We start from the raw sequence: 18,840 nt of genomic DNA on the forward strand, positions 1-18,840 counted from the left end.
TGAGCCTGGGGACGGCCGCCGAGCGGCCGTCCCCAGAGGTAGCGCGGGTGTCACGGGCATGTGCTGAGGTTCAGCGGATCGTCGCCCCGCCGGTGGGGGTCGGCTGGACCCGCTCGAACCGCACCTTGCTCAGCCATCCCGGGAGGTCGCTGAGCACGTACAGCTCGCCGTTCACGTCGGCGCCGAACGCCGTCGGCTGGGTGGGGAAGGTGCCGATCTCAGCGGACTCGTAGCCACCGGTGGACTTCGGACGCACGGCGAAAGCGCGGGTCGAGCAGTAGTCGCTGGCGATGTAGGTGCCCCGCGCCTCCGGGGTGACGGAGCCCCGGTACACCAGGCCGCCGATGATGGAACAGTTCTCCGTCATGTAGTGGTCGTACTCGACGATCGGGTCGGTGAGCCGCACGCCCGGCCGGCACTGCGTCTCGTCGAAGACGGGCGTGCCCTCTCGACAGGACCAGCCGAGGTTCGCGCCACGCTGCGACGGGCGGATGTGGTTGATCTCCTCGATCAGGCCCTGGCCGACGTCGCCGATCCACAGTGAGTTGTCGGCCGGGTCGATGGAGAACTTCCACGGGTTGCGCAGCCCGTACACCCAGATTTCCGGCCGGGCGCCCGACGTGCGGACGAACGGGTTGTCGGAGGGCACGCAGTAGGGCTTCGCCCCGCAGCTGCGGTTGACGTCGATCCGCAGGATCTTGCCGAGCAGGGTGCCGAGGTTCTGGCCGCTCTTGTAGGGGTCGTTCGCGTAACCACCGTCGCCGAGGGACCAGTACAGGTAGCCGTCGCGGCCGAAGGCCACCTGTCCGCCGTTGTGGTTGCCGTACTCGGCGTGCTCCTGGGTGAGCAGCACCTGCACCCGATCGGGGGCATTGATGGGCACTCGCGCCAGGGTCAGCGCGCCGGCCGGCAGACTCGTGTAGGCCACGTAGAGCATCCCGGTCCGCGCGAAGTTCGGCGCCGGAGTGATGCCGAGCAGGCCGCGCTCGTTGTCCGACGTGTCGATCCGGGCGGTCAGGTCGATCACCGGGTCGGGTGCCAGGCCGGTGTCGGGGTGGTAGGCGCGGACAGTGCCGTTCTTCTCAGCGATCAGCATCCGGCCGTCCGGGAGGCCGGTGATCGCAATGGGACGCTGCAGGCCGAAAGCCACCCGTTCGGATACCACGGTCAACTCAGCGAGTGGCACAGCGCGGGTTCTGGATGGGCCGGCCGCAGCAGTGCCGGCAATCGGCGTCGGTGGCGACAGGGTCGCAGCCAGGGCCAGAGCGAGCAACCCGGCCAGCATGGCGGCCGGGCGACGACGTCGTCGTGACATGTTCAGCTCCTCGATCAGGTGGGTGATGGACGCGGTCTGGGAGCGTTCCCACCGTACAGTGACTGCAATCAATATCCAACCGCATGATCCGTGGGCCCGCGGGCAGCGACGCAACTCCACTGGCGGTCGGCTCGTTGGTAGCGGGGGGCGGACGGAGGCGGGCGATGGCGGCGGGGCGGGGTGGCGAGCTGCTGCGCCCTCCGATGAGTTCGGGTCGGGCGACGTTCCTGGAGCTCTTCTTCGACCTGGCCTTCGTGGTGGCCCTCACCCGGGTCTCGCAACGTTTCGCCGGCGCCGCCGATGACACCGGCTGGGCGCTCGTCACGGGCTTCGGGCGTACCCTGCTGCTGTTTCTGGCGCTCTGGTTGATCTGGTCGCACACCGCCTGGATCACCAGCCGGTACGAACCGGAGCAGCCGGTCATTCAGGCCGTCGTGGTCGGCACCATGTTCGCCGGCCTGATCATGGCGGTGGCGCTGCCCCGTGCCATGGAGGAGCGCGCGCTGCCGTTCGCGGTCGCGTACCTGATGGTGATGGTGGTGCGGCCGCTGGTGGTCGCAGTCGCTTTGCGCGGGCATCCGCGACGGCTGGTGCCCGTCCGGCTTGTCGTGTGGGCCCTGGCGAGCGCCCCGCTGTGGCTGGTCGGCGCGTTGGGTCCGGATCACCTCCGCCTGCCGCTGTGGCTTGTCGCTCTCGCTGTCGACTACCTCGCCTGGCTCCTGGGCTGGCCGTTGCCGTGGCTCGGGGTTTCGAAAATAGGTCGGTGGCGGATCGCGGGGACCCATCTCGCGGACCGATATCAGCAGATGGTCCTCATCGCGCTCGGTGAATCGATTCTGGTTATCGGCGTGGTCTTCAGCGGCGCGGACTACTCCGGGGATCGGGCAGCCGCCTTCGCGGTCGCGTTCGCCATCAGCGCGTTGCTCTGGCGGATCTACTTCTACCGCGCCGGTCTGCTGTTGTCGGAGGCGTTCGGCCGGGCGGGTGAGCCCGCCCGGCTGGGCGCGACGTCGGAGCGGACGCACCTGTTGATCGTGCTCAGCGTGCTCATCACCTCGGTCGGGTACGAGTTGGTGATCGATCATCCGTTCGGACAGCCGCGGCCCGGTTGGCTGCTGTTCGTGGTGGGCGGACCGATGCTCTTCCTCGTGGCCCGCCTGCGGCTGGAGTACGAGATCTTCGGTCAGATCTCCCGACCCCAGGTGGTCGGTCTGGGCGCCCTGTTGCTGGCCACACCGGTGCTGGCGCACTGGCCGCCGATGGTCGGGTTGAGCGTGGTGGCCTGTGTGCTGGTCCTGGTTGCGCTACTCGGAGCGCTGAGCAGGCGAGGCGAGTCGCTGGAGGTTTCCGCCTCGCCGATCGGACGGGAGACGTCCGGAGACCGCGACTCCGAGGCGTGACGCGGCACCCGGTCGCCGCGATGACCTGTTTCGTCCCGTAATCGCCCTGCTGGCCACGCACCTCGTGTTCACGTCGAACCGGTGTTCCCTCACCCCGGGCAGTGGCGACCACCACAGCACCCATCAGATAGAACGGTCTGTCTTGACGACGGGGGGCCGAGTGGGTACCGTTCTTGCAGACAGAACGTTCGGTCTACCTGACGTTCATGGCTGCGCCCGAAGGAGAGCCCCGTGCCCACCAAGATCACCCTTGTCATCGGTAATCCCGCCGACCCCGACGAGTTCGAGAAGGTCTACGCCGACGTACGCCGCGCCGCGGAGACGTTCCCGAAGCTTCAGCGGGTCGAGTCGGCCAAGGTGTGGCCGAAGGAGGACGGCACGCCCACGCCCGCGTACCGGACGCTCGACCTGTACTTCGCCAGCTACGAGGACGCCTCTGCCGCAGTCGCGACGCCCGCTGCCGGTGCCGTCTTCGGTGGGCTCCAGGGGGCTCAGGTGGAGATCACCGGGCTGTTCTCGGACATCGAGTAGCACCGCCCTTCCCCTCCCGGCGGCGGCCCTCACCCCGCTGGATGTCCCCTCGCTCCGCAATCACCGAGAGGTTGACCATGACCACCGTTGCCGTTCCCGGCATCTCGACGACGGCCGCTGCCCTGCGGCGGTTGTACTTCGGTCGCTTCGCCTTCGCGATCGTCTGGGCCGCCGTGACGTTCCCCCTCGCCAAGCACCTCAACCCCCTCACCGCCGCGCTGCTCGTGCTCTATCCGCTGTTCGACGTGGCCGCCGCCATTGTCGACGTCCGCGCATCGCGGGCCACCGGATCGCCAACCCTGTTGTACGTGAACGTCGCGATCAGCCTGCTCGCCGCGGTGGGCCTGGGCATCGCCGGCGCGTCCGGCATCCCGGCGGTCCTGCGCGTCTGGGGCGCCTGGGCGGTCGTGGCCGGACTGGTTCAGCTGATCGTGGCCGTCACCCGCCGCACCATGGGTGGCCAATGGCCAATGATCATCAGCGGTGGCATCTCCGTCATCGCCGGCGCGTCGTTCTTCGCGGCGGCCGCTGCGGACAACCCGGCGCTGACCAACGCGATCGGCTACGCCATCCCCGGCGCCATCTTCTTCCTCATCGCGGCCATCCGCCTCGGCCGCGCCGCGAAGGGAAACTGACGTGGAAAAGGCCACGTACGACGTGATTGTCATCGGCGCGGGACCGGTGGGGGAGAACGTCGCCGACCGCGTCGTGCGGGGCGGCCTGACCGCCGCGATCGTCGAGCGGGAACTGGTGGGCGGCGAGTGCTCGTACTGGGCCTGCATGCCGACCAAGGCGCTGCTGCGCAGCCAGACCGCGCTCCGGGCGGCTCGCCAGCTGCCCGGTGCGCGCGAGGCGGTGACCGGCGAGCTGGACGCGCAGGCCGTGCTGCGTCGCCGGGACACCTTCACCTCGCACTGGAAGGACGATGGGCAGGTGTCCTGGCTGAGCTCGGCGGGGATCGCGCTGTACCGGGGCCAGGGACGCATCGGCGCCGACCGGCTCGTCGAGGTGACCGGCGCGGACGGCGTCACCACCTCGCTCACCGCCCGACACGCCGTCGTCGTCGCGACCGGCAGTCGCGCCCTGGTGCCGGAGATTGCCGGCCTGCGCGGGTCGACACCGTGGACCAGCCGTGAGGCGGCCGCCGCGAGCGAGGTTCCCGGCCGCCTCGCCATCATCGGTGGTGGCGTGGTGGCCACGGAGATGGCGACCGCGTACGCCGGCCTCGGATCGACCGTGACGGTGCTCGCCCGCGACGGTGTGCTCACCGCGGCGGAGCCGTTCGTCGGCGAGCGGGTCACGCAGTCTCTGCGGGAAGCCGGCGTGTCGGTCCAACTCGGTGCCGAGGCCAGATCGGTGAGCCGCGACGGCGACGGCACGGTGCACGTCACGCTCACCGACGGCCAGCAGGTCGAGGCCGACGAGATCCTCGTCGCGATCGGCCGTACGCCGAACACGCACGACCTGGGCCTCGACCGGATCGGCCTGAAGCCGGGCGCCTGGCTCACGGTCGACGACACCCTGCGGGTGGTCGACGGTGCCGGCGCGCTGATCGGCGACGGCTGGCTGTACGCGGCCGGAGACGTCAACCGGCGCGTGCTCCTGACCCACCAGGGCAAGTACCAGGCGCGCGCGGTGGGCGACGTGATCGTGGCGCGGGCTACTGGAGACGCGACAGACGACCGCCCGTGGGGTCGGCACGTCGCCACCGCCGACGAGCGCGCCGTGCCGCAGGTCGTCTTCACCGACCCGGAGGTCGCGTCGGTGGGGCTGACCGCAGCCGCCGCCGAGGCCGCTGGACTGCGGATCCGGGTCGTCGACTACGACCTGGCCGCCGTCGCCGGAGCCGCTTTGCACGCCGACGGCTACCAGGGGCATGCCCGGATGGTCGTGGACGAGGACCGGCGGGTGATCGTCGGCCTCACCCTCGTCGGCCCGGACGTCGCGGAACTGATCCACGCCGCGACGATCGCCATCGTCGGTGAGGTCCCACTGGAGCGGCTGTGGCACGCCGTGCCCGCGTACCCGACCGTCAGCGAGGTCTGGCTGCGCCTGCTGGAGGCGTACGGCCGCTGACCTGCGCCGTACGGCCGGCGGCGTCACACAGGAGCTGGGTCATCCTCCTACCGGAGGGTGGCCCAGCTCGCGGTCGTACGGGGGCTACCGGGCCGACTCTGCCGACCGAAGCTCCGAGTTGATCCTGAGCAGTCCTTCGACACCGCGCAGGAAGGTCTCGGACACCTTCGTGGGGTCGGCGAGGCATCCCGCCGCCATGGCGCCGTCCCGGAGCATGACGAAGTGACGCGCTGCGGGATCCGCCGTTCCTTCGTGGACCTGCGCCATGAGCCCGGTGATGGTGTCCAGGAACCATTGCCGGTGGGCCATGAGTTCCTGGTGCACGGGATGGTTCGTGTCGGGATATTCCGCCGCGGCGTTCAGGAACGCGCACCCACGGAACCCGGGGGACTGGATGTTCCGAGCGATGGAATTGGCGATGGCCAGGAGCGGGTCGACCGGCGATCGATCGGCGGCGAGCGCCTCGTCGACCATGCCGCGCTCCAGCTGATGCACCTCCCGCAGGTAGGCCAGGATGAGATCATCCTTGCTGGGGAAGTGGCGGTAGAAGGTAGCCCTGGTCACCTTCGCCTCGGCGATGATCCGGTCGACACCGACGGCGTGAATGCCCTCCGCGTAGAAGATCCTGGTCGCCGTTCGGAGAAGCTTGAGGCGCGCCTCGGAGGGCCGGTTGGTGGGTTCGTCGCTCGCCATCCAACCATCTTAGCGACAGAACGTTCGGTCTTATCCTTGTCCGCTGTTCTCCGATCTCGCTGACAGTGGCCCGATCAGTGCGGGATTCTGGATGCTGCAACCCCACCGGAGCAGGGATCGCGCGCGCTGATACGCGGTGCCCGGGAAATGCTCCGTCGACCGTACTCGTCGGTCCGGCCGGCAACCGCGGGCAACGGGTGACGAGCCCTCTCGAAAGGACCTCCAGATGAGCGCTGCTTCTGACATGTCTGCCCAGGAGATGCCGACGATCGTGCTGGTCCACGGGGCATTCGCCGGCTCGTCGAGTTGGAACGGGGTGATTGCCAACCTCAAACATCGGGGCTATCCGGTCATTGCCGTCGCCAACCCGCTGCGCGGTGTGCAGAAGGACGCCGCATACGTTCGCGCCCTTCTGGACAGCCTGCCCGGACCGGTCGTGATGGCTGCCCATTCCTACGGCGGGCTGGTCATGACCGAGGCGGCGGCCGACGCCCCCAACGTCAAGGCCCTTGTGTACGTCGCCAGCGTGAGCCCGGACGTGGGCGAAAGTGTGATCGAGTTGGTCTCCAAATACCCCGGAAGTCAGCTCACCTCAAGCATCAAGATGATCCCGGTGCCCTCCGACGACGGCGGCATGACCATGGATCAGTACATCTTGCAGGAAAAGTTCCACGAGGTGTTCGCCGCCGACGTCGATGCCGGCACCGCCGAACTCATGGCGGCAACGCAGCGACCCGCCTCCGCGAACGCCCAGGAGGAGGGCGTGACCAAGGCCGCCTGGAAGACGATCCCCTCCTGGACCCTGATCAGTGCCCAGGACCAGGGCATCCCGCCAGACCTGCAACGCTTCCTGGCGGACCGGGCGGGCTCCACGACAATGGAGATCGCCGCCTCCCACGCTGTGGCGGTCTCGCAACCCGGCCCGGTCGCCGACTTCATCGACAGCGCCGCCCGCGCCACCGCACCCTCGATGCAGATGTCCAAGAGCCGTCGAGGTTAACGCGCGAGTCTGTCGAACCTGGCTACGACCGCACGGTGGCGTTTGAGCCGACTGATGCTGTGCTCCACTGTCGCGCTCACCGGCCGGAGCAGCCCTCGGGCAGCCCGGCCGGTGACGCATCAGACGGGCTCGATCGCGAGGTCGATGACCTGGTCGTCCTTGATGTCGAACACGAACGCGAAGGACAGGGGCCCGCCGGGGAAATCGCCGTCCCCGGAGGCCACCAGCCGGTCGGCCGCGAACGAGGTCGGCGTGAGCACGACCTTGGGGTTGATCAGGTGCCCCTGGATCCACTCGCGGATCTCGGCCTCGCCGGTCCAGGTCTTCCCGTCATCGTGCACGGTGGCGCCGTCGCCGAAGACCGCGGCCAGCGCGTTCGCGTCGTGCGCGTTCGTGGCCGTGATGAGGTTGTCGACGGCCTTGGGTAGGGTGATCTCGTTCATCTCTGCCTCCAATTTCTCCGGTGCCAGAACGCGGGCGCGTGCTGGTATGTCCTGCGACACCGCTGCCGCAGGACGGCGATGTCGGCGAACCGTCACGGGCCGTGCGGCGCGGTGTTCAGCTCGCGCGGTGCCGACCAGGGTCAAGGCTCAGAAGTCCGCTCCGCGGGAGAGCTTCTCGTTCGCGCGCAGCTCCGCGAGTGCGTCCTCGTGCATCGCGACAACGACGTCGTAGCCGGAGTTGCCGAGCACGATTCGTTTCGGTGGAACGGGTGCGTTCATCGCGCTGATCACGGCCTGCACTCCACGGACAGGGTCTCCTGCCTGCTTGCCGTTGTGGTCCACGAACGCCGCCTTGACGCCCTCGACCATCGGCACGTAGGCGTCGACGATCTCGTCGACGTCCTCGTTCTCGAAGTAGGTGAAGGCCTTGGTGCGAAATGCTCCCGGCTCCACGACGAGCACGCGCACACCGAATGGCTCAACTTCCTGGCGCAGGGTCTCCGACAGTCCTTCGATCGCGAACTTCGCCGCCGCGTAGTAGCCGAAACCCAGTGCGCCGACGAGGCCCGCCACCGACGACATGTTCACGATCCAGCCGTCGCCGCGTGCCCGCATACCGGGCAGGACCGCGCGCACCACCTCGACCACGGCGAACAGGTTGAGGTCGAACGTGCGGCGGATCGCCTCCTGAGGGGCGCCCTCGATCGAGCCGTACCAGCCACGGCCCGCGCTGTTGACGAGCACGTCGATCCCGCCGAACCGCTCCTCGGCCGCCTTGACCGCCGCACGCACCTGGTCGGCATCGGTGACGTCGAGCTGAAGAACCAGCACCCGGTCGCCGTGTGGTTCAGCCCACTCTCGCAGTTCAGCGGGCCGACGCGCGGTCACCACCACCTGATCGCCCTGCTCCAGGGCGGCCTCGGCGTAGACCAGGCCGAACCCTCCGGGGGTCCCGCCAGTGATGAACCAGGTCTTCATGACTTCTCCTCTCGCTATAGAAAGCAATGTAGCGCTACATGAGGTAATGTAGCAAGCATGCAGAACGCACGGGATCGACTCCTGCTCGCGGCAGCGGAACTGCTGGAGAGCGGCGGCACGGTGTCCACGAGGGCGGTGTGCGATCGCGCCGGAGTGCAGGCCCCGACGCTGTACCACCACTTCGGCAGCAAACAGGGCCTGATCGACGCCGTGGCGAGCCACGGCTTCACCCAGTACACGGCCGTGGAGAGCTCTGGCGACCCGCTGGACGACCTGCGCGAGGGCTGGAACAGGCACGTGCAGTTCGGGCTGGAGCACCCGTCGTTCTACGGGCTGCTGTACGGCCGCGCCCAGCCGGGAAAGCCGTGCGCCGTCACCGCCCCCGCGCACGCCGCGCTGCGCGATCGGTTAACCGCCGCCCAGGGTTTGCTCAAGGTGCCGGCGGCCGACGCCGCCGAACAGGTGTTGGCCGCAAACGTCGGCATCACGCTCACCTTGATCAGCCAGCCGGAGCCGGATCTCGGGCTCTCCGGACGCGTCCGCGAGGCCGCGCTGGCCGGAGTCCTGCGCATGCCCCCCGCCGAAGCCCCCGAGACTCGTGCGAGCGCCGCACTGACGCTACGTGCGCTGGTCGGCGACGACCCGGGCGACCTCACCCCGGGCGAGCACGCGCTGCTCGGCGAGTTGCTGGACCGCCTGGCCCGCTAGGGTCTGTCCCGAAGTCGGTCAGAGCCACAGTTTGATCGGCTGGCGTCCTGGTCTGCCGTCGTCAACGTGACGGTACAGGTCGTTCGCCGGTAGCCCTTCGGGATCGACGAACGAGACGGCCATGGTGCGCTGCCTTCCGGCAGAGCCGCCGATCGGCGACTCCGACCGCCCGGCGGGAGCGCTTTCGAACGCTCGTCAGGAGGTGGGCGGCCGCTCCTGGTCGAGGTGTGGCGACTGCTGCGTGAGGATCAGCTGGCCGAGTTCCTGGGTGCACCGGGTGAGCGCGACGTAGAGGCCGTTCCAACCGCGCGGTTCGGCGGCGATGCCCTGAGGGTCGATGAGGAGTGTCGCGTCCCATTCCAGCCCCTTGGACTGGGTCACGGTGAGCACCGGCACGTCACTCAGTACGGCGTGGAGGGTGGCGATGCGCTCCACGGGGGCGATGACGCCGACCGTGCCGCCGTGCCACCGTTGCTGCAACTGCCGCACGGCGTCCACGGCGGCGTCGGCAAGCTCAGCCGGTGTGCTCGTCCGCTCCCAGGGGGCGATGCCGGAGGAGCGCACCGCTCGTGGCGGAGTGTTGTGGCTGCCAGCCCTCTTCAAGACCGGTTCGGTGAGGTCCATGACCTCGCGCGGGGTCCGGTAGCAGATGGTCAGTTCCGCTGCGGTCCAGCGGTCTCCGAAGGCAGCTCGTACCGCTTGCGCCCAACTGGTGTGCCGGTGGGCCGCCTCGGCCTGGTCGATGTCACCGACGGCGGTGATGGAACGACTGGGACACCGGCGGAGAACCATCTGCCACTGCATCTCGGACAGTTCCTGCGCCTCGTCGATGACGACATGGCCGTACACCCAGGCGCGCTGGCGGTGAGCACGTTCGGCGAGGAATTCGCCCTGTGGTTGCGGGGTGTCGACGTCCCCGAGCAGGTCGGCGAGGGCGTCGATCAGGGGGATGTCGCTTGACGCCCAGGGGGTCGGCTCGGCTGCGACGGCCGTGATCTCCTCGGGGGACAACTGCGGGGCGAACCGGGCCAGCAGGGTGCGGTCGGTCAGGAGGCCACCCAGCAGGGTTTCGGGATCGAGGGTGGGCCACCACGCTTCGATGAACCGGGCGATGGTGGCGTTCTCGGCGATGCGACCACGAAGCTCTTCGATCTCCTCCTCGGAGAGCAACCCGTTGATGTCGCTCCTGGTGGACGCTTCAGTGGAGAAGTGATCCTGCGCCATGCCCTTGTCGACGCGAGCGAGGATGTCCTCGAAGCCTTCCTCCATCTCCGCCATCAGCGTCTCGCGCTGTTCGGCGACGACATCGGCCAGACGGTGGTGCAACTGATCGGCGAACGCCGCGCGGGCGCGGTGGTACGGACGCCCCTGCACCGCCGAGGCGAGCGCCTGCGCCACGGCCGCGGCCGGAATGACGTAGAACTCGCCCTCCCAGCGCAGCTTCAGCTCGCGCGGACGGGGGAGCAGCGACGTGACGTAGCTTTCGAGGGCGGGCTGCCAGAGGGCGCGGCCCTTGATCTCGGCGAGTCGCCGGCTCTCGTCGCGGCCCACGTGGACGTCGGCCAGCAGCGTGTCGCAGGTCGCCGAGACGACGGCGGTCTCACCGAGCGCGGGTAGCACCTGGGCGATGTACTCGAGGAACCGCGGCGAGGGACCCAGGACCAGGACCGCCTGGTCGGCCATCTTCCGGTGGGTGAACAGCAGGTACGCGACGCGGTGCAGGGCAACCACGGTCTTGCCCGTGCCGGGACCGCCCTGGACGATCAGTGGGCCGGTCGCCTCAGCCCGGATGATGTCGTCCTGTTCGCGTTGCAGGGTGGAGATCGCCGTCGACATGCGGCCGGTGCGCCGCTGGTCGAGCGCGGCCAGTAGGGCGCCTTCGCCGACGAGTTCCGCAGTCGTGCTTCCGTCGAGAGGCTCGTCGTCCACGCCGACGACGGCCGATCCCGTCGTACGGATGTGCCGGCGCCGTGCCTGACCCTGTGGGTCGACAGCCGTAGCGGTGTAGAACGGCCGAGCCGCGGGAGCACGCCAGTCCACCAGCAGTGGCTCAGTGCCCTCCCCGTCGTCACGGAGACCGACACGGCCCACGTGGCGCACCGTGCCGTCAAGACCGTCGAGGCGGCCGAAGACCAGCCCTTCCTCTGCCCGCCGTAGCTCGTCGTACTGCTGGCGGAGCAGGCGCTGTCGGGCCAGTTCCAACGCGTTCAGGGCCTCCGCCGAAAGCTCGACCTGTAGGTGATCGATCAGCCTGTCCCGCCGGGCCGTGGCCACATCCAGGAACGCCTGTTCCTCGGCGACAGCGGATCGTCGCGCAACGCCCTCCGCTGTTGAGGCCGGCAGTTGGCCGTCAGGTGCTGATTCGGCGACGCCGGTGGTGCCGATGCTCAGGGCAGACTTCCGGTGCATACACAAATCCTTGGATCGGGTAAACCTCGGCCCGGACGAGCCGCAGCGCATTCGGCGGCAAGCATAGAGTCCGTTTTCCTCACCGACCAGGCAATCCGCCAGCAGAGATCGGAATCTCAATGCCTTGCAGTTCCGGGGTTGTCCGTGGCCTCACCAATCCCATTTTCTTATTGACAGCCAAGTCTTTATCTGTTCTGCGGATGCATTCTGAGTGGTGACGTGGCCCGCTCTACGGCAGGCGTCGGCCGAGGCCGCATGGTGGCGCCGGGGGTCGTCCCGCGCAGGTCAGCTCAAGCTGAAGGACACGTCGTCGACGTCGAAGGCGGTGACCCCGTTGCCGGCCGTCTCGCTGGCGAGGAAGCTGGCTGTCGCGGTGCGTTCGGTCGTGGCGGTTCCGCTCGACATGACGTACTGCCGCCACTGCGCTCCGCCGTCGAAGGCCAGCGAGAACCTCGTCTTCGGGGGTATCCCGGTGACCGCCAGTCCGACGTTCAGGTAGTCGCCGCGGCTGGTCTCCGTGGTGGTGGTCCGCACCCAGAAACTGACCGTCAGGTTGCAGTTGGCCGGCACTGTGACAGTGGTGCGCAGCAGGTCGGTGCGCGTCACGTCCAGCCCGGCGAAGGCGGCGTAGGCGTGGCCGGTGTGTGCCGCTCGGGTCGCGTCGCCGACCACGACGATGCGGGGCCCGGCCGTCCAGCCGGTGGTCCCGTGCTCGAACCCCGGGTTCGGGTGGATCTGCCCGGTGCAGGGCGGGTCGGCAGCTGGCTGGCCGTGGGATGCGCCGCCGGTGGCCAGGAGCAGCAGTGCCGCAACCGAGATGGTGGTGACGAAGGCCTTCATCGGTTCTCCCCGCGTCCATACATTCGAGATGGTCGATATATATCGACGATGCGCGATGGACTCGGGCGCGTCAAGTCCTTCCCGCGGCGGGCCCCACCGGGGCGGCGGGACGAGCTGGCGCTACCGCCTGCGGCGGGCGTCGGCCTCGGTGTCGAGCAGATCGTTGAGTGTCAGCGCCGAGTTGATCAGTGAGAGATGGCTGAACGCCTGGGGATAGTTGCCGATCTGCTCCCCGGTCGCGGCGATCTCCTCGGCATAGAGGCCGAGGTGGTTGCTGAAGGTGAACATCTTCTCGAACGTGAGTCGGGCGTCGTCGAGGCGGCCGGAGCGGGCCAGCGCCTCGACGTACCAGAAGGTGCACATGTTGAAGGTGCCCTCGTGGCCCGGGAGGCCGTCGGGGGAGTGGACCGGGTCGTACCGGTGGACCAGGCTGTCGGAGACCAGTTCACGCTCGATCGCCAGCAGAGTGGACTGCCACAGCGGGTCGCTCGGCGTGACGAAACCGACCGCCGGCATGGCGAGCAGTGCCGCGTCCAGGACGTTCTCGTCGTACGCCTGCACGAAGGTGCCGCGGGCCCGGTCGTATCCGCGCTCCATGACCTGGTTGTAGATGCGGTTGCGCTGCTCCGTCCAGCAGGTCATGTCTCCGGGGCGACCGGTCCGGGTGGCCAGCCGGATGGCCCGGTCCAGCGCGACCCAGGACATCACCCGACCGAAGGTGTAGTTGCGGGGGTGGTGGCGGCTCTCCCAGATGCCGGCGTCGGGTTGGTCCCAGTTGTGGCAGAGCCAGTCGACCAGCCGCACGGTGCTCTTCCATACCTGGTGCGAGACGCGGATGCCCTGCTCGTCGGCGAGGTGCATGGCGTAGAGGGCCTCGCCGTGGATGTCGAGCTGGAGCTGGTCGGCGGCGCCGTTGCCGATCCGTACCGGCCGGGAGCCTCGGTAGCCCTCCAGATGCTCCAGCACCTCCTCGTGCAGGTCGGAGGAGCCGTCCACCCGGTACATGATCTTCAACGGATCCTGATGGTCGCCGGCTTCGCGGATCCGCTCGTCCAGCCAGTTCATGTACCGGCTGACCTCCTCGGTGAAGCCGAGGCCGAGCAGTGCGTGCACCGAGAACGACGTGTCGCGGACCCAGGTGTAGCGGTAGTCCCAGTTGCGGGTGCCGCCGACCAGTTCGGGCAGCGCGGTGGTGGGCGCGGCGATCATCGCGCCGGTCGGCGCGTACGTCATGAGTTTGAGCGTGATGGCCGAGCGCTCGACCATCTCCCGCCACCGGCCGGTGTAGCGGGAACGTTCGAGCCAGCGTCGCCAGTAGTCCCGGGTCCACTCGAACATGCCCTGGATCTCTTCCGGCGAGAAGATGCGTGGTTCGGCCCCACCCGTCTCCAGGACCACCCCGCCGGTGTCGCCCTCGTTCAGCGTGCCGTACGCGACCAGGTCGCCGCCCTCAAGGTGGACGTCACCCTGTTCGGAGATCAACCGCCGAACCGGGTCGACCGGGTTGAACGTCAGCGTCGCCGACCGGCTGCGGAAGACGTAGCCGTTGTGGTGACGCTCGAGCTGATGCGCTTCGCGCGCGTAGTCGAACCGCGGGCGGCACTCGACCCGGAAGCGCATGCTGCCGCGGACCATGGTGACGGTCCGGACGAGCCGGTGCGCGTCGGTGGCCCGCTCGCCGGTGACCGGCATGAAGTCCATCACCTCGGCCACCCCGTCGGCGCTGATGAACCGGGTGATCAGGATGGGTGTGCCGGGGAGGTAGAGCTGCTTGGTCACGTACCGCACGTCGTGCGGCGCGATCTGGAAGTAGCCGCCCTTCTCCTTGTCGAGCAGGGCGGCGAAGATGCTCGGTGAGTCGAACCGCGGCGCGCAGAACCAGTCGACGGTCCCGTCGCACGTCACCAGCGCGGCGGTCTGCAGGTCGCCGATGAGCCCGTGATCCTCGATCGCCGGATAGCTGTCCACGTCTCTCCCCGGTTCGGCGGCGTCCTGCGCACCGAACTTAGGGGAGGAATTGTCGGCTTAGGTGAGATTCACGTTCCGCCACCCTGTCGCGTTCCCCAGGTAACGCCGCGAGGGCCGGGTCCTGCGCCGACCCGGCCAGCCTCACCGTCAGCGCAGCGGGCGGCAGGAGGAGCGAATGACCAGCTCGGTGGGGAGCCGGATGTGGGTGTCGCGGTCGACGCCGGCGATCAGGTCGACGAGCAGGCGCAACGCTTCGGCGCCCATCCGTTGCAGCGGCTGCATGATGGTCGTCAGCGGCGGGTTGACCAGCGCCGACTCCGGGACGTTGTCGAAGCCGATCACCGACAGGTCGTCGGGCACCGACAGGCCCATGTCGCGGGCCACGGTCATCGTGGAGATCGCGGACAGGTCGTTACCCGCGAAGATCGCGCTCGGTCGGTCGCTGAGGGCGAGCAGTTCCGCGGCCGTGCCGGCGGCGCTCTCGATCCGGAACCCACCGACGCGGACGAGCCGCTCGTCCACCGGCACGCCGGCTTCGGTCATCGCACTGCGGAAGCCGGCCTCGCGCAGCTGGGCAGACTTCAGGTCGGTGCGTCCACTGATGTGCCCGATGCGCGTGTGGCCGAGGGACAGCAGGTAGTTGGTCGCCAGCACGGCGCCGGCGAAGTTGTCCGAGTCGACGGTGGGCAGGTCGGACGGCCCGGTGTGGGGGTCGACCGCCACGACGTGGAAGCTGTGTTCGGTCTCGACCACCGTCGGCGTGACGATGACGGCGCCGTCGATGAGTGTGCCGGAAAGCCGGGCGAGGGAGCGCCGCTCCCACCCCACCGCGGCCCCTTCGCCGTCGCCGCTGGAGTAGGCCAGTAGCTGGTACCCGCTGCCGGCGACCTCCTGCGAGGCCCCCTTGAGCAGCTCGGTCGAGAACGGCTCGAACTCGGCGACCAGGATGCCGAGCACGTTGGTGCGGTGGCTGCGCAGGCTCTGCGCCCCCAGGCTCGCCTCGTAGCCGAGCTCGTGGATGACCTGCTGGACTCGTTCCACGGTTGCCTGGGCCACGCCGTAGCGGCCGTTGACCACCTTCGACACGGTCGCGACCGAGACGCCGGCAGTACGTGCCACATCCGACATCTTGACGCGCTGCTGAAACACCACGTCGATGATGATAGGGCCCTGTTGCCGCCGCGGCGTCACCGACTCGAAAACGTTATCGATACCGATTGACATCAAGTTACGTGACTGTAAAACTTCGCCGCAGGCCGAGTACCGCGACTGACTAGTCGAGGAGAGTCGATGGCAACGAAGCGGCGTGCAAGTGCCGTCCTGGCACTGTTGATGACAAGTGTTCTCGTTACCGCCGGATGCAGCGGCGGCGGCGAAGAGGCGGCCCCTCAGAACGAGCTGTACAAGGACCCGGTGACCCTGACCTGGTGGCACAACGCCTCACAGGACGGGCCCGGCAAGACCTACTGGGAGAAGGTCGCCAAGGACTTCTCCGCACTCCACCCCACCGTCAAGATCGAGATTGAGGCGATCGAGACGAATCAGCTCCAGCGCACCCGGCTCCCTGCCGCGCTGCTGAGCAGCGACCCGCCGGACATCTTCCAGGCCTGGGGCGGCGGCGAGATGGCCGAACAGGTCGAGGCCGACTACCTCAAGGAGATCACCGACCAGGTCAAGACCGAGGTCGGCGACATCGGCAGTGCCGCGGAGATCTGGCAGGTCAAGGGCAAGCAGTACGGCCTGCCGTTCCGGATGGGCATCGAGGGCATCTGGTACAACAAGGAGATGTTCGCGCAAGCGGGCATCGCGGCTCCGCCGACCACCTTCGAGGAGCTCAACGCCGCGGTCACCAAGCTCAAGGCGATCAACGTGACCCCGATCGCCGTGGGTGCCGGTGACAAGTGGCCGGCCGCGCACTGGTGGTACAACATGGCGCTGCGCGCCTGCTCGGTCGAGACCCTCAAGAAGGCGTCCACGGAGAAGACCTTCGACGATCCGTGCTTCGTCAAGGCCGGCCAGGACCTGAAGGCGTTCATCGACACCAAGCCGTTCCAGCCCAACTTCATCGCCACGCCGGGCCAGAACGATCCGACCAGCGCCAACGGCATGCTCGCCAACGGCAAGGCCGCGATGGAGCTGATGGGTGACTGGAACCGCGGCACGCTGGACACCGTCGCCACGGACAAGACGAAGCTCGCGTCGTTCCTCGGCTGGTTCCCGGTGCCGGCGATCAGCGGTTCCCCGGGTGACCCGAAGGCGGCCCTCGGCGGTGGTGACGGGTTCTCCTGCTCCAAGAACGCCCCGTCCGAGTGCGTCGAGTTCCTCAAGTACATCGTGAGCCCCGAGGTGCAGAAGGGCTACGCCGAGACCGGCACCGGCCTGCCGGTGGCCAAGGGTGCGGCGGACGCCGTCAAGGACCCGGCGCTGAAGTCCATCCTGGAGGCCACCTCCGGGGCGAGCTACGTCCAGCTCTGGCTGGACACGGCCTACGGCAGCACCATCGGTAACGCGATGAACGACGCGATCGTCACCATCTTCGCCGGCAACGGGACGCCTGAGAAGGTCGTCTCGGCAATGAAGGCGGCCGCAAGCAAGTGACCTCCGCCAACCAGATCCGTATGCCCGCCGGCGGCGCTTCCGCGTCGCCGGCGGGCCCCCGCCGGGCCGAGCGTGATTCCGCCCGCCGAGCCGACAACCGCCGCAAGTGGTACGAGATCATCGGGCTCACCGCGCCGGCCGTCGCCGTCTACGTGATGTTCGTGCTGGTGCCGATGGGCTTCGCGGTCTACTACAGCCTGTTCCGGTGGCGCGGGGTCGGGCCGCCCACCGAGTTCGTCGGTCTGCGGAACTACACCCTCGCCTTCCAGGACCCGATCTTCCTCGACGCGTTGCGCAACAACGCCATCATCGTGTTCGGGTCGCTGCTGATCCAGGGGCCGATCGCCCTGGGCGTCGCCCTGCTGCTCAACCGTCGCTTCCGCGGGCGGTCCGTGTTCCGCCTCCTGGTGTTCGTGCCGTACGTGCTGGCCGAGGTCACGGTCGGCATCATGTGGAAGTTGCTCCTCACCGGCGACGGCACTGTCGACGCGCTGCTGCGGTCCCTGGGAATGGGCGGCCTGGTGCAGGCATGGCTAGCCGACCTGGACGTGGTCATCTGGACCCTGTTGGCCGTTCTCACCTGGAAATACGTCGGCTTCGCCATCATCCTGCTCCTCGCCGGGTTGTCCAACGTGCCCGACGAGCTGACCGAGGCTGCCGCCATCGACGGCGCGAGCTGGTGGCAGATCCAACGGCACGTCACGATTCCGCTGCTCGGCCCGACGATCCGGATCTGGATGTTCCTGTCCATGATCGGCTCGCTGCAGATCTTCGACATGATCTGGGTGACCTCGGTGCCCGCGGTCCGATCCCTCGGCGCGTCGGCCACCATGGCGACGTACATGGTGGACAACGGGTTCTTCGCCCGGCTGTGGGGCTACGGCAACGCCGTGGCGGTAATCCTCTTCGTCATCTCCTTCGTGGCGGCGCTGCTGTTCCAGCGGTTCCTGCTCCGCCGCGACATCGAGGGCGCCATCACCGGAAGGGCGAAGTGACGATGGCCGTGAACTCGGTTCTCCCCCCGTCCACCGGACGCCGCCAGGTCTCCTGGGGCACGCCGCTCACCTACGCGCTCGCCCTCGCGATCGCGGCGGTGTCGATCGCCCCGGTCATCTACGTGGTCATCGGCGGTTTCCGCACCACCCCGCAGATCGTCGCCGACCCGGCCGGCCTGCCCGACCCGTTCGTCTGGGACAACTACTCCCGGGTGCTGACCCAGAGCAACTTCTGGCAACAGGCGTTCAACAGCGCGGTCATCGCCCTGGGCACCACGCTCGCCGTCGTCGCGCTCGGCCTGGCCGCCGCGTTCGTGCTGGCCCGCTACCGGTTCCGCGGCCGAGAAGGGCTCTACACCTTCTTCACCCTCGGCCTGCTGTTTCCGGCCGGGGCGGCGATCCTGCCGCTCTACCTCATGCTGCGTGACCTGAACCTGATCAACTCCTACTACGCGGTGATCCTGCCGCAGGTCGCCTTCTCACTGCCGCTGACGATCGTGATCCTACGTCCCTTCCTCTCCGCCATCCCGCGAGAGTTGGAGGACGCCGCCGCCATCGATGGCGCGAGTCGGCTCGGCTTCCTCTGGCGCGTCGCGATGCCGCTGTCGCGGCCCGCGCTCGTCACCGTCGGCGTCCTGGCGTTCGTGGCGAGCTGGAACTCGTTCCTGCTGCCGCTGCTCGTCCTCAGCGACGTCAACCTGCACACCCTGCCGCTGGGTGTGCAGAACTTCTCCAGCCAGTACACGACCGACACGGCAGGCGTACTCGCCTTCACCTCGCTGGCAATGCTGCCGGCGCTGCTCTTCTTCACGCTCGCGGAGAAGCAGATCGTCGGTGGCCTGCAGGGTGCGGTCAAGGGCTGACCGGCAGCGGTACGAGCACAACC

17 protein-coding genes are annotated in these 18,840 nt (G+C 68.4%); 9 read left to right on the forward strand and 8 right to left on the reverse strand.

The genetic code is table 11. The features are described 5' to 3' along the window. Positions 1 to 70: 70 nt before the first annotated feature. Positions 71 to 1,315, reverse strand: a complete 1,245-nt coding sequence (locus ACZ6NZ_RS23815; protein WP_465860229.1) for a PQQ-dependent sugar dehydrogenase — start codon at positions 1,313 to 1,315, stop codon at positions 71 to 73. Between the two features lie 164 nt (positions 1,316 to 1,479). Between ACZ6NZ_RS23815 and ACZ6NZ_RS23820 the strand changes: the two genes are divergently transcribed. The 4 genes from ACZ6NZ_RS23820 (at position 1,480) to ACZ6NZ_RS23835 (ending at position 5,322) form a co-directional block, all read left to right on the forward strand. Next, positions 1,480 to 2,715, forward strand: coding sequence for a low temperature requirement protein A (locus ACZ6NZ_RS23820; RefSeq protein WP_465860230.1), 1,236 nt, complete (start codon positions 1,480 to 1,482; stop codon positions 2,713 to 2,715). 231 nt (positions 2,716 to 2,946) lie between these two features. Further along, positions 2,947 to 3,246: a hypothetical protein gene (locus ACZ6NZ_RS23825; RefSeq protein WP_366609708.1), complete on the forward strand. Its 300-nt coding sequence runs from the start codon at positions 2,947 to 2,949 to the stop codon at positions 3,244 to 3,246. 77 nt (positions 3,247 to 3,323) lie between these two features. Beyond that, positions 3,324 to 3,881, forward strand: a complete 558-nt coding sequence (locus tag ACZ6NZ_RS23830; RefSeq protein WP_465860231.1) for a hypothetical protein — start codon at positions 3,324 to 3,326, stop codon at positions 3,879 to 3,881. Between the two features lies 1 nt (position 3,882). Next, a complete protein-coding gene (locus tag ACZ6NZ_RS23835; RefSeq protein ID WP_465860232.1) occupies positions 3,883 to 5,322 on the forward strand; it encodes a dihydrolipoyl dehydrogenase family protein in 1,440 nt (479 codons plus the stop codon). Between the two features lie 84 nt (positions 5,323 to 5,406). Here the strand turns inward: ACZ6NZ_RS23835 and ACZ6NZ_RS23840 are convergent, their stop codons facing one another. Next, a complete protein-coding gene (locus ACZ6NZ_RS23840; RefSeq protein ID WP_465860233.1) occupies positions 5,407 to 6,015 on the reverse strand; it encodes a TetR/AcrR family transcriptional regulator in 609 nt (202 codons plus the stop codon). 259 nt (positions 6,016 to 6,274) lie between these two features. Between ACZ6NZ_RS23840 and ACZ6NZ_RS23845 the strand changes: the two genes are divergently transcribed. After that, the gene (locus tag ACZ6NZ_RS23845) at positions 6,275 to 7,015 is read left to right on the forward strand and encodes an alpha/beta fold hydrolase (protein WP_465860234.1); all 741 of its coding nucleotides are present in this window, start codon (positions 6,275 to 6,277) and stop codon (positions 7,013 to 7,015) included. Positions 7,016 to 7,134: 119 nt separating this feature from the next. Here the strand turns inward: ACZ6NZ_RS23845 and ACZ6NZ_RS23850 are convergent, their stop codons facing one another. Beyond that, positions 7,135 to 7,458: a nuclear transport factor 2 family protein gene (locus ACZ6NZ_RS23850; protein ID WP_465860235.1), complete on the reverse strand. Its 324-nt coding sequence runs from the start codon at positions 7,456 to 7,458 to the stop codon at positions 7,135 to 7,137. Between the two features lie 147 nt (positions 7,459 to 7,605). Then, the gene (locus tag ACZ6NZ_RS23855) at positions 7,606 to 8,436 is read right to left on the reverse strand and encodes an SDR family NAD(P)-dependent oxidoreductase (protein WP_465860236.1); all 831 of its coding nucleotides are present in this window, start codon (positions 8,434 to 8,436) and stop codon (positions 7,606 to 7,608) included. 57 nt (positions 8,437 to 8,493) lie between these two features. Here ACZ6NZ_RS23855 and ACZ6NZ_RS23860 point away from each other — a divergent pair, with 57 nt between their 5' ends. After that, positions 8,494 to 9,144 carry a TetR/AcrR family transcriptional regulator gene (locus ACZ6NZ_RS23860; RefSeq protein WP_465860237.1) on the forward strand — a complete coding sequence of 217 codons (651 nt, stop codon included), beginning with the start codon at positions 8,494 to 8,496 and terminating at the stop codon, positions 9,142 to 9,144. Positions 9,145 to 9,339: 195 nt separating this feature from the next. On the opposite strand, the gene ACZ6NZ_RS23865 is transcribed toward ACZ6NZ_RS23860, so the two are convergent. The 4 genes from ACZ6NZ_RS23865 to ACZ6NZ_RS23880 all read right to left on the reverse strand — a co-directional run bounded on the left by ACZ6NZ_RS23865 (position 9,340) and on the right by ACZ6NZ_RS23880 (position 15,513). Further along, positions 9,340 to 11,553 (reverse strand): HelD family protein, encoded by a 2,214-nt coding sequence (locus ACZ6NZ_RS23865; RefSeq protein WP_465860238.1) that lies wholly within the window; start codon positions 11,551 to 11,553, stop codon positions 9,340 to 9,342. A gap of 285 nt (positions 11,554 to 11,838) precedes the next feature. Then, positions 11,839 to 12,393: a hypothetical protein gene (locus tag ACZ6NZ_RS23870; RefSeq protein ID WP_465860239.1), complete on the reverse strand. Its 555-nt coding sequence runs from the start codon at positions 12,391 to 12,393 to the stop codon at positions 11,839 to 11,841. A gap of 120 nt (positions 12,394 to 12,513) precedes the next feature. Beyond that, on the reverse strand, positions 12,514 to 14,361 hold the full coding sequence (locus tag ACZ6NZ_RS23875) for a glycoside hydrolase family 15 protein (RefSeq protein WP_366609692.1): 1,848 nt from the start codon (positions 14,359 to 14,361) through the stop codon (positions 12,514 to 12,516). Positions 14,362 to 14,508: 147 nt separating this feature from the next. After that, the gene (locus tag ACZ6NZ_RS23880) at positions 14,509 to 15,513 is read right to left on the reverse strand and encodes a LacI family DNA-binding transcriptional regulator (RefSeq protein WP_465860240.1); all 1,005 of its coding nucleotides are present in this window, start codon (positions 15,511 to 15,513) and stop codon (positions 14,509 to 14,511) included. Between the two features lie 138 nt (positions 15,514 to 15,651). Between ACZ6NZ_RS23880 and ACZ6NZ_RS23885 the strand changes: the two genes are divergently transcribed. Genes ACZ6NZ_RS23885 through ACZ6NZ_RS23895 form a run of 3 tightly spaced genes read left to right on the forward strand, consistent with a single transcriptional unit; the run spans position 15,652 to position 18,817 of the window. Next, the gene (locus tag ACZ6NZ_RS23885; protein ID WP_465860241.1) at positions 15,652 to 16,959 is read left to right on the forward strand and encodes an ABC transporter substrate-binding protein; all 1,308 of its coding nucleotides are present in this window, start codon (positions 15,652 to 15,654) and stop codon (positions 16,957 to 16,959) included. After that, entirely contained in the window at positions 16,956 to 17,954 is a 999-nt protein-coding gene (locus ACZ6NZ_RS23890) for a carbohydrate ABC transporter permease (RefSeq protein WP_366609686.1), read from the forward strand. Before ACZ6NZ_RS23885 ends, ACZ6NZ_RS23890 begins: the two co-directional genes overlap by 4 nt. Beyond that, positions 17,951 to 18,817 carry a carbohydrate ABC transporter permease gene (locus tag ACZ6NZ_RS23895; RefSeq protein WP_465860242.1) on the forward strand — a complete coding sequence of 289 codons (867 nt, stop codon included), beginning with the start codon at positions 17,951 to 17,953 and terminating at the stop codon, positions 18,815 to 18,817. Before ACZ6NZ_RS23890 ends, ACZ6NZ_RS23895 begins: the two co-directional genes overlap by 4 nt. Positions 18,818 to 18,840 lie beyond the last annotated feature (23 nt).

It is taken from the genome of Micromonospora sp. NPDC047756 (genome assembly GCF_055587245.1).

What these genes read in the sequence shown, in the direction of transcription:
- ACZ6NZ_RS23870 (WP_465860239.1), bottom strand. Translation starts at nt 12,393, where the DNA reads ATGAAGGCCTTCGTCACCACCATCTCGGTTGCGGCACTGCTGCTCCTG.
- ACZ6NZ_RS23860 (WP_465860237.1), top strand. Translation starts at nt 8,494, where the DNA reads ATGCAGAACGCACGGGATCGACTCCTGCTCGCGGCAGCGGAACTGCTG.
- ACZ6NZ_RS23845 (WP_465860234.1), top strand. Translation starts at nt 6,275, where the DNA reads ATGCCGACGATCGTGCTGGTCCACGGGGCATTCGCCGGCTCGTCGAGT.
- ACZ6NZ_RS23865 (WP_465860238.1), bottom strand. Translation starts at nt 11,553, where the DNA reads ATGCACCGGAAGTCTGCCCTGAGCATCGGCACCACCGGCGTCGCCGAA.
- ACZ6NZ_RS23840 (WP_465860233.1), bottom strand. Translation starts at nt 6,015, where the DNA reads ATGGCGAGCGACGAACCCACCAACCGGCCCTCCGAGGCGCGCCTCAAG.
- ACZ6NZ_RS23855 (WP_465860236.1), bottom strand. Translation starts at nt 8,436, where the DNA reads ATGAAGACCTGGTTCATCACTGGCGGGACCCCCGGAGGGTTCGGCCTG.
- ACZ6NZ_RS23885 (WP_465860241.1), top strand. Translation starts at nt 15,652, where the DNA reads ATGGCAACGAAGCGGCGTGCAAGTGCCGTCCTGGCACTGTTGATGACA.
- ACZ6NZ_RS23850 (WP_465860235.1), bottom strand. Translation starts at nt 7,458, where the DNA reads ATGAACGAGATCACCCTACCCAAGGCCGTCGACAACCTCATCACGGCC.
- ACZ6NZ_RS23830 (WP_465860231.1), top strand. Translation starts at nt 3,324, where the DNA reads ATGACCACCGTTGCCGTTCCCGGCATCTCGACGACGGCCGCTGCCCTG.
- ACZ6NZ_RS23815 (WP_465860229.1), bottom strand. Translation starts at nt 1,315, where the DNA reads ATGTCACGACGACGTCGTCGCCCGGCCGCCATGCTGGCCGGGTTGCTC.
- ACZ6NZ_RS23820 (WP_465860230.1), top strand. Translation starts at nt 1,480, where the DNA reads ATGGCGGCGGGGCGGGGTGGCGAGCTGCTGCGCCCTCCGATGAGTTCG.